The 15,686-nt window shown below is 61.5% G+C and carries 15 protein-coding genes; 9 read left to right on the top strand and 6 right to left on the bottom strand.

Annotation, left to right across the window (positions count from 1 at the left end; all coding sequences use genetic code 11):
* The first annotated feature begins 10 nt into the window (after positions 1-10).
* Positions 11-1,048: an HD domain-containing phosphohydrolase gene (locus AC22G6_RS05145; protein WP_487365886.1), complete on the top strand. Its 1,038-nt coding sequence runs from the start codon at positions 11-13 to the stop codon at positions 1,046-1,048.
* Positions 1,049-1,085: 37 nt separating this feature from the next.
* On the opposite strand, the gene gloA is transcribed toward AC22G6_RS05145, so the two are convergent.
* From gloA to ffh, 5 genes are read right to left on the bottom strand one after another with little or no spacing between them, the layout of a single operon-like run.
* A complete protein-coding gene (gloA, locus tag AC22G6_RS05140) occupies positions 1,086-1,475 on the bottom strand; it encodes a lactoylglutathione lyase (protein WP_108949312.1) in 390 nt (129 codons plus the stop codon).
* A 3-nt stretch (positions 1,476-1,478) separates the two neighbouring features.
* Positions 1,479-2,261 (bottom strand): M48 family metallopeptidase, encoded by a 783-nt coding sequence (locus AC22G6_RS05135; protein WP_487365885.1) that lies wholly within the window; start codon positions 2,259-2,261, stop codon positions 1,479-1,481.
* Entirely contained in the window at positions 2,243-2,992 is a 750-nt protein-coding gene (locus AC22G6_RS05130) for a competence/damage-inducible protein A (protein WP_487365884.1), read from the bottom strand. The genes AC22G6_RS05135 and AC22G6_RS05130 overlap by 19 nt, the downstream gene beginning before the upstream one ends.
* The gene (locus AC22G6_RS05125) at positions 2,989-3,786 is read right to left on the bottom strand and encodes an EI24 domain-containing protein (protein ID WP_487365883.1); all 798 of its coding nucleotides are present in this window, start codon (positions 3,784-3,786) and stop codon (positions 2,989-2,991) included. Before AC22G6_RS05125 ends, AC22G6_RS05130 begins: the two co-directional genes overlap by 4 nt.
* A 10-nt stretch (positions 3,787-3,796) precedes the next feature.
* Positions 3,797-5,164, bottom strand: coding sequence for a signal recognition particle protein (ffh, locus tag AC22G6_RS05120; RefSeq protein WP_487365882.1), 1,368 nt, complete (start codon positions 5,162-5,164; stop codon positions 3,797-3,799).
* A gap of 49 nt (positions 5,165-5,213) precedes the next feature.
* Here ffh and AC22G6_RS05115 point away from each other — a divergent pair, with 49 nt between their 5' ends.
* From AC22G6_RS05115 to aspS, 8 genes are all read left to right on the top strand, one after another.
* The gene (locus tag AC22G6_RS05115) at positions 5,214-6,044 is read left to right on the top strand and encodes a cytochrome C assembly family protein (protein WP_487365881.1); all 831 of its coding nucleotides are present in this window, start codon (positions 5,214-5,216) and stop codon (positions 6,042-6,044) included.
* Positions 6,045-6,134: 90 nt separating this feature from the next.
* Complete coding sequence (locus tag AC22G6_RS05110; RefSeq protein ID WP_487365880.1) at positions 6,135-7,400, top strand: HlyC/CorC family transporter; 1,266 nt, start codon at positions 6,135-6,137, stop codon at positions 7,398-7,400.
* Positions 7,401-7,539: 139 nt separating this feature from the next.
* Positions 7,540-9,252: a type IV-A pilus assembly ATPase PilB gene (gene pilB, locus AC22G6_RS05105; protein ID WP_108949318.1), complete on the top strand. Its 1,713-nt coding sequence runs from the start codon at positions 7,540-7,542 to the stop codon at positions 9,250-9,252.
* A 25-nt stretch (positions 9,253-9,277) separates the two neighbouring features.
* Positions 9,278-10,516 (top strand): type II secretion system F family protein, encoded by a 1,239-nt coding sequence (locus AC22G6_RS05100; protein WP_487365879.1) that lies wholly within the window; start codon positions 9,278-9,280, stop codon positions 10,514-10,516.
* A 51-nt stretch (positions 10,517-10,567) separates the two neighbouring features.
* On the top strand, positions 10,568-11,419 hold the full coding sequence (locus AC22G6_RS05095) for a prepilin peptidase (RefSeq protein ID WP_487365878.1): 852 nt from the start codon (positions 10,568-10,570) through the stop codon (positions 11,417-11,419).
* A 213-nt stretch (positions 11,420-11,632) separates the two neighbouring features.
* Positions 11,633-11,914, top strand: a complete 282-nt coding sequence (locus AC22G6_RS05090) for an FmdB family zinc ribbon protein (protein ID WP_108949321.1) — start codon at positions 11,633-11,635, stop codon at positions 11,912-11,914.
* Between the two features lie 24 nt (positions 11,915-11,938).
* Positions 11,939-12,565, top strand: a complete 627-nt coding sequence (locus AC22G6_RS05085; protein WP_487365877.1) for a DUF502 domain-containing protein — start codon at positions 11,939-11,941, stop codon at positions 12,563-12,565.
* Between the two features lie 59 nt (positions 12,566-12,624).
* Positions 12,625-14,424, top strand: a complete 1,800-nt coding sequence (gene aspS / locus AC22G6_RS05080; RefSeq protein WP_487365876.1) for an aspartate--tRNA ligase — start codon at positions 12,625-12,627, stop codon at positions 14,422-14,424.
* Positions 14,425-14,499: 75 nt separating this feature from the next.
* Here the strand turns inward: aspS and AC22G6_RS05075 are convergent, their stop codons facing one another.
* Positions 14,500-15,549, bottom strand: a complete 1,050-nt coding sequence (locus AC22G6_RS05075; protein ID WP_487365875.1) for a Glu/Leu/Phe/Val dehydrogenase dimerization domain-containing protein — start codon at positions 15,547-15,549, stop codon at positions 14,500-14,502.
* Between the last annotated feature and the right edge of the window lie 137 nt (positions 15,550-15,686).

The following is a 15,686-nucleotide window of genomic DNA, read 5'->3' as shown; positions in this document are numbered from 1 at the left end:
CGGGGCGACCATGCTCGTTGCCATTGTCGACGACACTCCGCTGAACCTGACCCTGATGGAGACGCTTGTCGGCCGCGTGGGCGGCTGCCAGGCGGAGTGTTTTGCCGAACCGCTCGCCGCGCTCGACTGGTGCGAGCGCAATGAGCCCGACCTGATCATCGTCGACTACATGATGCCGGGCATCGACGGTATCGAGTTCATACGGCGTATCCGCGCCTTGCGCGACCATGATGACCTGCCGATCCTGATGGTCACGGCCAATAATGAACGCCGCACCCGCTACGATGCGCTTGAGTTCGGCGCCAACGACTTCCTCAACAAGCCGATCGACCCGCACGAGTTCGAACCCCGGGTACGCAACATGCTCAAGTTGCGCGAAGCTCACCTGGCGACACGCGACCGCGCGGTGCGACTTGCCGAAGCGGTGCGCCAGGCGACGGCGGAGATTCACGCCCGCGAACGCGAAACCATTACCCGCCTGGCTCGTGCAGCGGAGTTCCGTGATCCTGAAACCGGTGCCCATATTCAGCGCATGGCGCACTATTCAGCACTCGTCGCCCGACGCCTGGACATGGGCGAGCAGTATGCGGATGAAATGCTGCAGGCTGCCCCCATGCACGACGTCGGCAAGCTCGGGATACCGGATTACATCCTGCTGAAAGCGGGCCGCCTCAGCGCGGAAGAAATGACGGTGATGAAGCGCCACCCGGCCATCGGCTACGACATTCTCAAGGACTCGTCTTCGTCGGTCGTGCGGATGGGGGCGATCATTGCGCTCAGCCATCACGAGAAATTCGATGGCACTGGCTATCCGGGCAAGCTGCGGGCCTCGGCGATCCCGCTCGAGGGTCGCATCGTTGCCGTGGCCGACGTTTTCGACGCGCTGACTTCGGAGCGCCCCTACAAGCGCGCCTGGACGCTGGACAAGGCCATCGCCTTCCTGCGTGAAGGCCGCGGCAAGCACTTCGACCCAACCTGCGTCGACGCCTTTCTGCGCGGCTGGAAGGATGTGCTCGAAATCCGGAAGCGCTTTCAGGACGAATGGTAGGCGGCTTACCGAGGCAGGCGCCGCCTACCCGCCAGGCTCAGCCCGGCTTGCGCTCGATTAGTTCAACCTTGTAGCCATCCGGATCTTCGACGAAGGCGATGACCGTACTGCCGTGTTTCATGGGCCCCGCTTCGCGTACCACCTTGCCGCCACGGGCACGGATATCGTCACAGGCCTTTCCGGCGTCCGGCACTTCCAGCGCAATGTGCCCGTAGGCAGTGCCAAGATCGTACTTGTCCACGTCCCAGTTGTGGGTGAGTTCAAGCACCGTGCCCTCGTCCTCGTCCTGATAGCCGACAAACGCCAGCGTGAACTTTCCGTCAGGGTAGTCATTGCGGCGCAACAGCCGCATGCCGAGCACTTCGGTATAAAAGGCAATCGATCGATCCAGATCGCCTACGCGCAACATGGTGTGGAGCATTCTCATGGTTCAGTCCTCTTGTATTACGGGGGTAAGATCCCGCGCATCGATCAATGGCAGTCGGCCACCCTGCACGCGCAGACGCCGACGCGCATCCTGCCAGCCCGGATATAGCCGTTCCACCACCGACCAGAAACGCGGTGAATGATTCATTTCCAGCAGATGCGCAACTTCATGCGCAACGACGTAGTCGATCAGTGCGGGCTCGAGGTGGATCAGCCGCCAGTGCAGGCGAATACCGCTCCTTGAACTGCAGCTGCCCCAGCGCGTGCGTGCTGACGACAGTCTGACCTCGGGCAGCGGAAGCCCCAGGCGATGGCAATACTCCTCGACCCGACCGCGAAACCAGTCGATTGCGCGTGTGCGCAGGGCGCGCACGAACCGCGCCGTCGTCGCGGAAGCGGGCAGCCAGATTTCGTCCGCACCATCAGCCGCAAGCCGCCACTGCACTCGCCGCCCCGACTGCAGAATGCACAGGCGCGCGGCTCTGCCCAGCAGGGGAAACTCGGCGCGATCGGCCATGACGAAACGCTGGACGTCGGCTTGCGCCTGCTGCGCACTGAGGCGCGCGAGCAGCCAGCGGCCATGCATGCGGACGAAATCTTCCGCAGCCGCCACCGAGGTACCGTGGGGCACCGCAACCCGGGCGCCGCGGTGGTCGACCTGCAGCGCAAAGGATCGCCGGCGCGAGTGTCGCATCACGAGAGCCACGGTGCGGCCCTCGACCTCCATCACATGCGCCGCTTCCACCGTCGCAGGCGCACGCAGGACACTCAGGCCTTGTCTGCCCACTCAAAGCCTCGCTCGAGCACACCTGCCTTGAGTCTGGCCATGGCTTCATCAACGCGTGCGGCAGTGCCTTTCATTCCGAGCTCGAGCGAGCGCCGCTCGCCTTCTCCGGCAATCGTCGGCAGGCTGAACAGGGTCGTATCGGGAAAGCTTTCCGTCAGTTCGCGCATGAGCCCGATCAGTTGCCCCTCATATGCGTCCCACACGGTCACCGCACGCTCGACATAGTCCTCTGCATGATGCAGATCGGCATAGCAATGATCGAGCACCCACTCCACCATCGGCCAGGCCATGATCGGGAAGCCGGGCACGAAATGATGCCTGCTCACCGAGAAACCCGGAATGCGGTTGTAGGGATTGGGAATGATCTGGCTGCCTACCGGAATCACGCCCATCTGCAAGCGCTCGGGCGTCACCTCGCCACCAAAGCGGGCCCGAATCTCGGCCTCGGCCTGAGGGTGAAGCGCGACGCTGGTACCAAGGGCAGCGGCAGCACACTCACGGGTATGGTCGTCCGGGGTCGCGCCAATGCCACCGAAGCTGAATACGACATCGCCGGTGGCAAAGGTCTGGCGCAGGGTATCCGTCAGTTGTGCGGGCTCGTCGCCGGCGTATCGGGCCCACGAGAGCTTGAGCCCACGCGCGCCCAGCAGCTCGATGAGACGGGAAAGATGCTTGTCGCTGCGGCGACCGGAGAGGATCTCGTCGCCGATGATGAGCGCACCGAATTTCATTTGTTGATCCGGTTCGGTTTAGGGACGGGGGCAGAAGCGGGAGCAGGAGCAGGGTCGAGTATCGTCACACCGTTATGCAGGCGCTCACGACGCAGGGACTCGAGCATGAAGTGCACGAAAGACAGGCCGGAAAACGCCGGCGCAATCAGGTTGACCAAGGGCACGTAGGCCAGCAGCGCGGTCCCGCCCCCCAGAACCATCATCGGCATGCGCTGATCCTTGCGCAGACGGACAAGCTCGTCGCGGTCGGCATGAAACATGAGCGCGTCGTACCCGAAGGCGCGCTGGTTGAGCCAGCCGGTAAGCAACACCGGCACGATCAGGCCGACACCTGGAATCAGCCAGAACGGCAGAGACAGCAAAATCGCGCCCAGAAACAGCAGGGTCGCAACCAGGGCATTCCATCCGCTCCCCACGTTGGAGCCGCCCCTGCGCTGCTCGAGATCGGCATAGTCGCGCTTGGCCACGCGCTCCAGCATGAGCGGCAAGGCCACCAGCGCAACAAGTACCGCGGCAGTGACATAGATCAGCGGCACAAAGGCGAGCGCGACGGCGATCTTGACCAGCACGAGCAGGATGCCCGCCGCCAGCTCGGACGACGCCAGCCAGCCGCTCAACCAGTTCAGGCTCCCGATCCAGTTCATCACGCCGTCGATGATGAAGGCCCAGGAGAAAATCGCGACCACCGTCCACAGGACCGAAGCCAGCACGCCCGGCCAGATCAGGTGCCAGAAGATCCCGGTCCGCGTCAGGCTGCGCAGCGAGCGTCCGAGCGCAAGAAAGATATCGCCCATGGTGAGCCTTCTAGCGGGGCATCCCCGGCATGCCGGGCAGCATGCCTTTCATGCCACGCATCATCTTTGTCATTCCGCCTTTGGAGAATTGCTTCATCACCTTTTGCGTCTGCTCGAACTGGTTCAGCAGGCGGTTGACCTCCTGCACGGTCACCCCGGCACCGGCAGCGATCCTGCGCTTGCGGCTGGCCTTGAGCAGTTCGGGCTTGGCGCGCTCCAGCGGCGTCATGGAATTGATGATGCCCTCGATGCGGCCAATGGCCTTTTCCTCGGTACCGCCCTGCAACTTGCCGGCTGCCTGTGCAAACTGTGCAGGCAGCTTGTCGAGCATCGACGACAGCCCGCCCATCTTGCGCATCTGCCCGATCTGCTCCTTGAAGTCGCTGAGATCGAAGCCCTTGCCGGTTTTCAGCTTCTGCGCGAAGGCACGGGCCTTGTCCTCGTCGACCCCCTTGCGCGCCTCTTCGACCAGACCGAGGATGTCACCCATGCCCAGGATGCGGCTTGCCATACGATCAGGATGAAAGGGCTCGAGACCGGAAAGCTTCTCGCCCACACCGGCGAACTTGAGCGGCTTGCCGGTGACATGGCGTACCGACAGCGCCGCGCCGCCACGGGAATCACCGTCGAGCTTGGTCAGCACCACACCGGTCAGGGGCAAGGCCTCATTGAAGGCACGCGCGGTATTGACCGCGTCCTGACCAAGCATCGCATCGACCACGAACAGGGTTTCGATCGGGTTTACCGCCGCGTGCAAGGCCTTGATCTCGGCCATCATGGCTTCGTCGATCGCAAGACGACCAGCGGTATCGACCAGCAGCACGTCGTTGTGATGCTTGCGCGCGTAATCCAGCGCAGCCAGCGCAATATCGACCGGCTTCTGCTCTGCAGTGGACGGGAAGAAATCCACCCCGGCCTGGGCCGCGACGGTTTTCAGCTGCTCAATTGCCGCCGGGCGATAGACGTCGGCCGACACCACCAGCACTTTCTTGCCGTGCGTCTCCTTGAGATGCTTGGCGAGCTTGCCGGTGGTGGTGGTCTTACCAGCGCCCTGCAGACCCGCCATCAGTACGACAGCCGGGGGCTGGGTAGCGAGATTCAGCCCCTGATGGGCACCGCCCATCAGGATCTTGAGTTCGTCATGCACCACGCCAACGAGCGCCTGCCCCGGGGTCAGCGAGGCAATCACCTCCTGCCCGACGGCCTTTTCCTTGACGCGATTGACGAAATCCTTGACCACCGGCAGGGCGACGTCGGCTTCGAGCAGCGCCATGCGCACCTCGCGCATCGCGTCCTGAATGTTGTCCTCGGTCAGGCGGGCCTGACCACGCAAGGTCTTGACGACTTTGGACAGGCGCTGAGTAAGATTATCTAGCATGTTCTGGAGACCTTCGGCCGGGGTGACTTGGAGTAAACTGCGGGTCTGTATGCAACCAATTCTACTTCATCTCCTCCCTGCGACGCTCTATGCCGGCCTCGGTGCCTGGTTCTGGCGTACCTGCGTGCTGGCGGCGCCCTCCGCCCAGAAACGACAATGCATGTCGGGACGCGAGCGTCTCGTCCTCCTTCTGGCCCTTCTCGCCCACGGCGCGGCACTCCACGCAGCGCTGTTCCCGGGCACCGAGATGCGCTTCGGTTTCGGCGTCGCGCTGTCGCTGATGGTATGGCTCGCGATCTGCTTCTACTGGGTCGAAACCCTGTACACACGACTCGACGGCCTCCATGCAGCGGTTCTTCCTGCCGGTGTGCTGGCCTGCCTGCTGCCGCTGGTCTTTCCGGGCGAGCATGTACTGACCAACGCCACCTCACCTGCGTTTCGTGCCCACTTCATCATTGCGATGCTCGCCTACAGCCTGTTCACGCTGGCGGCGCTGCACGCGATGCTGATGGCCATCGCCGAACGGCAACTGCACAGCGCGCGTTTCTCGCGCATGCTCTCGGGGCTGCCGCCGCTGCTGACCATGGAGGCACTTCTCTTCCGCCTGATCGGTATTGCCTTCGTGCTGCTGACCCTGACACTGCTATCGGGCATCGTGTTCTCGGAGACGCTGTTCGGGAAGGCATTCCGCCTCGACCACAAGACCGTTTTCGCCATCGTTTCCTGGCTGTTGTTCGGCACGCTGCTGTTCGGTCGCCGTGCCTGGGGCTGGCGCGGCAAGCAGGCCCTCAGGTGGACGCTTGCCGGTTTCGTGGCGCTGATGCTCGCCTATGTCGGCAGCCGCTTCGTCATCGAGGTGCTGCTCCATCGGCCTGCCTGAGGCTGATGGGCTGTCAACCGGCATGCATGCCGGTTGACACCAACTCCCCGGGCCTTCGATACTCAAGGCCCGCATTCTGTAGTCCACTCCGTGTCAGATATCGGCCTTACGGCGCAATTCAGCGCTCTGGTTTTCCTCCTTCTGGTGTCCGGCCTGTTCTCCATGTCGGAAACCGTGATGATGGCGGCAAACCGATACCGTCTGCGCTCACTGGCTTCGCAGGAGCATCGCGGCGCCATCCTCGCCGTGAATCTGCTGAATCAGACGGACCGCCTTCTCGGCGTGATTCTGCTGTTCAACAACCTGGTCAATACCGCCGCGGCGACCCTGGTCAGCGTCATTACCATGGAGCTTTTCGGTGACGACCGCTGGGCGCTGGGTGCCGCCACCCTGTTCGTCACCTTCCTGATCCTGGTGTTTTCCGAGATCACGCCGAAAGTCATTGGTGCGCACCATGCCGACCGCCTCGCCCTGATCGTCAGCTACCCGCTGAGCGGCCTGTTGCGCGTGTTTTACTCGGTCATCTGGTTCATCAACCTGTTCTCGAGCGGTCTTCTTCATCTGATGCGCCTGCAACCACGACACGACAATGGTGCTGCAGCGCTGTCGGTCGAGGAGCTGCGGTCGATGGTGCTCGAATCAGGCCAGTACATTCCGCAGACTCACCGCAGCATTCTGGTCAATCTGTTCGACCTTGAGAGCATTACCGTCGAAGACGTGATGACGCCACGGGGCGCGATTGACGGCATCGATCTGTCCATGCCAATCCACGAGTTGCGTGAACGCATCGCGACCAGCTATCACACCCGCCTTCCAGTCTATGACGGCGACAGCGAACAGGTGATCGGTGTCCTCCATCTGCGCCGCCTTCTGGGCGAGGTACTGGCGACGGAGCTCAACGTGGAGCTGATCCGTGAGCTTATGACCAAGCCCTACTTCGTCCCGGCTGACACGCAACTCTACTCGCAGATCCAGTTTTTCCAGGAGAACCGGCAACGACTGGCCCTTGTAGTAGACGAATATGGCGAAATGCTGGGCCTCATTACGCTAGAAGACATCATCGAAGAGCTCATCGGCAAGTTCACCACCAGCACGCCGGAATCCGGCCGCCACCTGAAGTGGGGTGAGGATGGCAGCATTACCGTCGATGGCAGCACGAACCTCAGGGAGATCAACCGCGCACTGGGTCTGGACCTGCCGATTGACGGCCCCAAGACCCTCAACGGCCTGCTCCTCGAGTACCTGCAGGACATTCCTGAAACCGGTCTGTCCGTTCGCATTGCCGGCACACCGATTGAAGTCATTCAAACCCAGGACCGGCGCGTTCGCACCGCCCGCCTGTTTCGCATGCCGTAAGCTGGACCGGGCTGGAACGCCCGGCGATCAGTGCGTGGCCCGGCGCGGGGCTTTACAAGCCGTTACGGGGCGTGCAACATCGAATGTCACTTAATTACGATTACCGGCGCAGACATCGCCGGTGCTTCGAGAGCGGGAAATGGCAGCAAACCCACAGACCGCACTGAGCGGACTTGCCCGGGCACTTATTCAGAATGGTCGCCTCACCGAAGCCGACGCGCTGAGCTGTTCACCCACTGCAAACGGCTCGTCCAACGCCTTCCTGCTTGAGATCTGCCAACGCGGACTGATGAATCCGCGCGAAATTGCAAAATTCGCAGCCGACACGTTTGGCTACCCCCTGCTGGACATCAATGCGGTCGAGCGCGGCTCGCTGCCGCGCGATGCCATCGATCGCAAGCTGATGAACCGCCACCAGGTCGTCGCGCTTGGGAAACGCCAGAACCGGATTACGCTTGCCGTCGCCGACCCGTCCAACATGCGGGTACTGGACGAAATCCGCTTTCAGACCGGGCTGCAGCTTGACCTGATCATTGTCGAGGTCGACAAACTCGGCAAGCTCGCCGAAGCCCTCAGCGAGACGGCACAACAAACGCTGCAGGACTTGACCGGCGAAGATTTCGACATGGACCTCCTGCAACAGGACGGTCCTACCGATCAACCCGCAGACGACAGCTCGGAAGTCGATGACGCCCCTGTCGTCAAGTTCATTCAGAAGATCCTGATCGACGCGATCAATGAAGGTGCGTCCGACATTCATTTCGAACCCTACGAGAAGTACTACCGCATTCGCGTTCGTACCGACGGCGTGCTACGTGAAATCGCACAACCACCCCTGGTATTGAAGGAAAAGATCGCCGCGCGGATCAAGGTCATTTCGCGCCTCGACATTTCGGAGAAGCGCGTACCGCAGGATGGCCGAATGAAGCTGGTGCTGTCCAAGACCAAGGCCATTGATTTCCGGGTATCGTCTCTGCCGACCCTGCATGGCGAAAAAATCGTGATGCGTATTCTCGACCCGAGTTCGGCAATGCTCGGTGTCGATGCGCTCGGCTACGAACCCGAGCAGAGGAAAGCGCTCCTCGACGCCGTTGAACGCCCCTACGGCATGATTTTGGTCACCGGCCCGACCGGTTCGGGCAAGACGGTCTCGCTCTACACCTGTCTCAATCTGCTCAACAAGGCGGGCGTCAATATCTCCACCGCCGAAGATCCAGCGGAAATCAACCTGCCGGGCATCAATCAGGTCAACGTGAATGAAAAAGCGGGCCTGACGTTTGCTGCCTCGCTACGTGCCTTTCTGCGCCAGGATCCGGATGTCATCATGGTTGGCGAAATTCGCGACCTCGAAACTGCCGAGATCTCGGTCAAGGCCGCGCAGACGGGTCACCTCGTCCTGTCCACGCTGCATACCAATGACGCCCCCTCCACGCTGGAACGCCTGAAGAACATGGGCGTCGCACCATTCAACATCGCGTCGTCTGTGATCATGATCACGGCACAGCGCCTTGCACGCCGGCTGTGCACATGCAAGAAGCCAATGGACATTCCGATCGAAGCCCTGCTCCAGGCGGGCTTTCACGAAGATGATCTGGACGGCAGTTGGCAACCCTACGGCCCGGTCGGCTGCGAGCGTTGCAAGGGCAGCGGCTACAAGGGGCGGGTAGGCATCTACCAAGTCATGCCGGTCTCTGAGGAAATTGCGCATATCATCATGACCAACGGTAACTCGATGGATATCGCAGCCCAGGCTGAGCGTGAGGGCGTGAAGGATCTGCGCAAATCCGGATTGCTCAAGGTTCGCCAGGGCGTGACCTCGCTAGAGGAAGTGCTGGCAAGCACCAACGAATAAAACAAATACACAGGAAGATCCACTCATGGCGACTGCATCCCGAACTGCCAAACGCCGCGTGAGCGTCGGGCCGAAGGAAGAGTTGTACAACTGGGAAGGCAAGGACAAGACCGGAAAGATCATTCGCGGCGAGATGCGCGCCACGGGCGACGCCATCGTTCAGGCAACCTTGCGCCGCCAGGGGGTGCTGGTCACCAAGGTCAAGAAGCAGAAGATGTCCCGTGGCCACAAGATCACGGAAAAGGATATTGCCCTGTTTACCCGCCAGCTGGCCACAATGATGAAGTCTGGCGTGCCGCTGCTGCAGGCGTTCGAGATTGGTATCAAGGGCTCGGGCAACCCCAGTCTGGCGCGAATGCTGAACGAGGTCCGCACGGACGTCGAAACGGGCTCTAGCCTGTCGCAGGCTTTTAGCAGACATCCGGTTCACTTCGACAAGCTTTTTTGCAACCTGGTAGCGGCTGGCGAACAGGCAGGTATCCTGGACAACCTGCTCGACCGCATCGCGACCTACAAGGAAAAAATTCTTGCCATCAAGAGCAAGATCAAGTCTGCACTTTTCTATCCGCTCGCAGTCATCGTTGTTGCAGCGCTCGTCGTTGCAGTGATCATGCTGTTCGTAGTCCCGGAGTTCAAGAACGTATTTGCGAGTTTTGGAGCAGAGCTACCCGGCCCGACCCTGATCGTCATCGCAATGTCCGACTTCTTTGTCGATTTCTGGTACCTGGTATTCGGCATCATTGCCGGCACCATCATGAGCATCGCATTCCTGTACAAGCGTTCTTCGGCAATGCAGATCGCTGTGGACAGGTTGGTGCTCAAACTCCCAGTGGTGGGCGACATCATCCTGAAAGCCACTGTGGCGCGCTGGTCGAGAACCCTGTCGACCATGTTTGCTGCCGGTGTACCTCTGGTTGAAGCACTGGAGTCCGTAGGCGGCGCCGCCGGAAACTATGTCTATCTGACCGCAACCAAGGCGATCCAGAACGAAGTGAGTACCGGAACGAGTCTCACCGTGGCGATGCAGAACAGCAACGTGTTTCCAACCATGGTGGTACAGATGGTGTCGATCGGCGAAGAGTCGGGCCAGCTCGACAGCATGTTGTCGAAAGTCGCGGACTTTTTCGAGCAGGAAGTGGACGACGCTGTTGCCGGCCTGTCCACCCTGCTGGAACCCATCATCATGGTCTTCCTCGGCGTCGTGATCGGCGGCCTGGTGGTTGCCATGTACCTGCCGATCTTCAAACTCGGCGCCGTTGTCTGACCTTTCCAGGCCCGGCGACAGCCGGGTCCTGACCTTCTGCAAATTCAATCCATGTCAGAGTTCCTGAGCGACCCGCTCGCCTTCACCCCACTCGTCACGCTGCTCGGTCTCTTTGTCGGCAGTTTCCTCAATGTCGTGATCCATCGCCTGCCGCGGATGATGGAGCGCGACTGGCAGGTGCAGGCGGCGGAGATGCGCGGCGAACCTGCCCCCGAATCCGAGCGCTTCAACCTCGCAGCCCCCCGGTCACGCTGCCCCCATTGCGGACACCTGATCACCGCGCTTGAAAACATCCCGGTGGTCAGCTACCTGTTCCTGCGTGGCCGTTGCGGGCACTGCTCCGCGCCAATCAGCCGCCGCTACCCCATGGTGGAAGTGCTCACGGCCGTGCTCTCCGGCTACGCAGCATGGCATTTCGGTTTCGGCCTCGCCGCCGCCGGCGCATTGCTCTTCCTCTGGGCCATGATTGCGCTTGCCTTCATCGATCTCGACACTCAGTTGCTCCCGGACGACATCACGCTGCCACTGCTCTGGCTTGGTCTCGCGTTCAACCTCGCCGGCGTCTATACGGACCTGCCGAGCGCGGTGATTGGCGCAATGGCAGGTTATCTGGCGCTGTGGTCGATCTTCTGGCTGTTCAAGCTTGCGACCGGCAAGGAGGGCATGGGGTACGGCGACTTCAAGCTTCTCGGCGCCATTGGCGCATGGCTTGGCTGGCAGACGCTGCCGCTGACCATTCTTCTCTCCTCGGTCGTCGGGGCGGTGATCGGCATCAGCCTGATCGTATTCGCCCGCCACGGCAGAAACATTCCGATACCGTTCGGCCCATATCTCGCGACGGCCGGCATCATCGCGCTGTTCTGGGGTGAAGCGATTACACAGCGCTACATGGGCGTGCTCTGAGCATCACACCAACAGGGCGTACGAACGCCGTCTCATCAGTGACTGCCGCCAGGCGCTGAGCCACACATGCAGTGGCAGGCTAAGCCTGCAAGGGGCGCTTGAATTCGGGTCCGACAGCCCCCATATCCACCGCAGCCAACAAAGCGTGGCACTTTGCTTTTTCCTTATGCTGCATTGCGTTAGACTTGCGCACTTGCCTTTCCGGAGCTTGTCATGCCCATCTACGAATACCGTTGTGAAAGCTGTGGATTCCAGAAGGAACATCTGCAGAAAATGAGTGATCCGGTGCTCGACACCTGTCCCAACTGCGGAAAAGGAAGCTACGTCAAACAGCTGTCTGCTGCCGGATTCCAGCTGAAAGGCAGTGGCTGGTATGCAACCGACTTCAAGGGCGGAAGCAAGACCTCATCCGCGGCGAGTGCCGCGACGACAGCATCGTCGGATGCGGGCAGTGCGCCCGCATGCGCAGGCAGCTGTGCCTGCCACCCGTCCTGACCTCCTGTCCTTGCGAATCGTCGCGTGAAAAAATACTTCATCACCGGGCTGCTGATCTGGATCCCGCTGACCATCACCTTCATGGTGCTGGCATGGATCATCAACACCCTGGATCAAATCCTGCTGTGGTTGCCCACGGGCTCCCAGCCGAGAGACGTACTCGGGTTCAACATCCCCGGCATTGGCGTGCTGGCCAGCCTGCTCATCGTGTTCTTCACGGGCCTGGTTGCCGCAAACGTGCTGGGACAGAAAGTCGTGCAGCTATGGGAAGGCATCCTTGCACGCATCCCGGTGGTGAAGTCGATCTACTACAGCGTGAAGCAGGTCTCCGACACGCTGTTTTCGAGCAGCGGTCAGGCCTTTCGCAAGGCGCTGCTGGTGCAGTACCCGCGCCAGGGCTCGTGGACAATTGCATTCCTCACCGGCAAGCCGGGGGGCGATGCGGCCAAGCACCTCGAGGGCGACTTCGTCAGCGTCTATGTGCCAACCACGCCCAACCCGACTTCGGGTTTTTTCCTGATGATGCCCAAAGAGGATGTCATCGAACTCGAGATGAGTGTGGACGAGGCACTGAAGTACATCATCTCGATGGGGGTGGTATCGCCCCCGACGCGCAAGCCGCCGCAACGGCCCGCGCTGCTCAACGAATGACCATTACCTGAATCCCGCAGCCCCTCTCGGGCTGCGTCTGAATTGCCGGAACTCAAACCATGCGTACTCAATACTGCGGTCAGGTCACTGCCGCCAACCTCGACCAGACTGTCACCCTGTGCGGCTGGGTGCACCGCCGCCGTGACCACGGGGGCGTGATCTTCATCGACCTGCGTGACCGTGAAGGCCTGGTTCAGGTCGTTTGCGACCCTGACCGTGCCGAGATGTTCGGCGTTGCAGAATCGGTACGCAACGAGTTCGTGCTCAAGATGAGCGGCAAGGTTCGCCGCCGCCCCGCTGGCACGGAGAACGCCAACCTGACCTCCGGCGAAATTGAAGTGCTCTGTCACGAGATTGAAGTGCTGAACTCCTCGGTGACGCCGCCCTTCCAGCTCGACGACGAGAATCTGTCCGAGACGGTACGCCTGACCAACCGGGTCGTCGACCTGCGCCGTCCGCAGATGCAGAAGAACATGATGCTGCGCTACAAGGCCGCCATGTCCTTCCGTCGCTTCCTCGACGGTGCCGGCTTCATCGACATCGAAACCCCGATGCTGACCAAGAGCACACCCGAAGGCGCTCGCGACTACCTGGTTCCGTCCCGCGTGCATCCCGGCCAGTTCTTTGCCCTGCCGCAGTCGCCGCAGCTGTTCAAGCAGTTGCTGATGGTGGCCGGCTTCGACCGTTACTACCAGCTCACCAAGTGCTTCCGCGACGAGGACCTCCGCGCCGACCGCCAGCCCGAGTTCACCCAGGTCGATATCGAGACCTCGTTCCTGAACGAGGTCGAGATTACCGCCCTGATGGAAGAGATGACCCGCTTCGTGTTCAAGGAAACCCTTGACGTTGAGCTGCCGTCGCCCTTCCCGCGCATGAGCTACACCGAGGCCATGCGTCGCTTCGGTTCGGACAAGCCCGACCTGCGCGTCACCCTCGAGCTGACGGACGTTACCGATGCGGTGCAGGACGTCGCCTTCAAGGTCTTCTCAGGCCCGGCCACGACGGGCGGTCGTGTTGCAGCGATGCGCGTACCCGGTGGCGCCAGCCTGAGCCGCGGCGAAATCGACGAATACACCAAGTTCGTCAGCATCTACGGTGCCCGCGGTCTCGCCTACATCAAGGTCAACGATGCGGCGCAGCCCAACGAAACAGGCCTGCAGTCGCCCATCGTCAAGAACCTGCACGAAACGGCGCTGCGCACCATTCTCGAGCGCACCGGCGCCCAGTCCGGCGACCTGATCTTCTTCGGTGCAGACAAGACCAATGTGGTCAACGACGCCCTTGGCGCCCTGCGCACCAAGCTCGGTCACGAAAAGGGATTCGTCACCGGCGAAGCCTGGTGCCCGCTGTGGGTGGTCGACTTCCCGATGTTCGAATACGACGACGAGAGCAAGCGCTGGACGGCCTGCCATCACCCCTTCACCAGCCCGAAAGATGAGCACCTCGACCTGCTCACCACCAGCCCGGGCGAATGTCTGGCCAAGGCCTACGACCTCGCGCTCAACGGCTGGGAGATCGGTGGTGGCTCGGTGCGTATCCATCGCGCCGACGTGCAGGCCAGGGTGTTCGATGCGCTCAACATCGGCCCCGAAGAGCAGCAGCTCAAGTTCGGCTTCCTGCTCGACGCCCTCAAGTACGGCGCACCGCCGCACGGTGGCATGGCCTTTGGCCTCGACCGTGTAGTGACCATGATGGCCGGCGCCGAGTCGATCCGTGACGTCATCGCCTTCCCCAAGACTCAGCGCGCGCAGTGCCTGCTGACCAATGCACCAGGCGAAGTAGACGAAAAACAACTGCGCGAACTCCACATTCGTCTTCGGCAGAAAGTCGAGACGCAGGTCGAGGTCGGCAAGAGCTGATCCGGTCTGCACCAACGAAAAATGCCGCGATCCGATCGCGGCATTTTTTTGTGTCATGCGAATCAAACGCGCAACTCAGTGCATGAAGCGCTCCTCGGCGATGGCGTCAGCCACTTCGCCGGTCGGACGTGCTTCCTTCAGTGCGCGCTCGAAGACCTCCATCAGGTTGTCGTAAATGCCTTCGACGTGGCCCACCAGCGCAGCGCGGTCGAAGCCGATGCGCTCGTGGTAGACGTCGATGATGCCGCCTGCGTTGATCACATAGTCGGGCGCATACAGGATGCCTCGCTTCATCAGTTCGAGCCCGTGGCGCGACTCGGCGAGCTGGTTGTTCGAAGCGCCGGCGACGATGGAGGCCTTCAACTGCGGAATGGTCTGATCGTTCAGGATGGCGCCGAGCGCACAGGGCGCAAACACGTCGACATCAAGACCGAAAATCTCGTCAGGCGCCACCACGGTCGCACCGAGCACTTTCGCGGCCTCGGCCAGCGACTCGCGATGGATGTCTGTGATCCACAGCTTTGCCCCCGCCGCCTTCAATTGCTGCGCCAGATCCAGCCCGACATGGCCCACACCCTGGACTGCCACGCGCAGCCCGTCGAGCGAATCACGATCGAGCTTCGCCTTCACCGCCGCCTTGATGCCGACGAAGGTGCCGTAGGCCGTGGCCGGAGAGGGGTCGCCGCTGCGGGTGCCGCCATCGGTCGGCTTGTCGACGATGCCTGACACATGCGAGGTGAACTGGGCCATGTACTTCATGTCTTCCACGCTGGTGCCGGAGTCTTCGGCGGCAATGTAACGGCCGTTCAGATTCTCCAGCGCACGTGCAAACGCCGCGAGCAGGGCCGGGGTCTTCTCGGTGCGCGGGTTGCCGATGATCACCGACTTGCCGCCGCCGAGCTTCAGGTTGGCCATGGCGGACTTGTAGGTCATGCCGCGCGACAGCCGCAGCACGTCGCGCACGGCCTCCTCTTCGCTGGCATACGGCCACATCCGGCAGCCGCCGAGCGCAGGCCCGAGGTTCGAGTTATGAACAGCGATGATCGCCTTCAGCCCGCTCTTGTCGTCGCTGCAGAACACGACCTGTTCGTGATCGGCGAAATCGCTCAATGAAAATACAGCCATGGGGGTCTCCTTCCTTGTGTGGATGGTTGCATCACGACACACACCCTCGCTTGTGGTGCGGGCTGTGTCGTGATGCGGGGTGGTGGTAGATAGATTTATCGCGGCCCGGAACGTTCATGTCGTGTCCGGGCCTAGCG

This window comes from Parazoarcus sp. PS-13 R2A, from assembly GCF_057621855.1.
The sequence above is the reverse complement of the archived record's forward strand: the minus strand, read 5'-3'. Positions and strand labels throughout refer to the sequence as shown.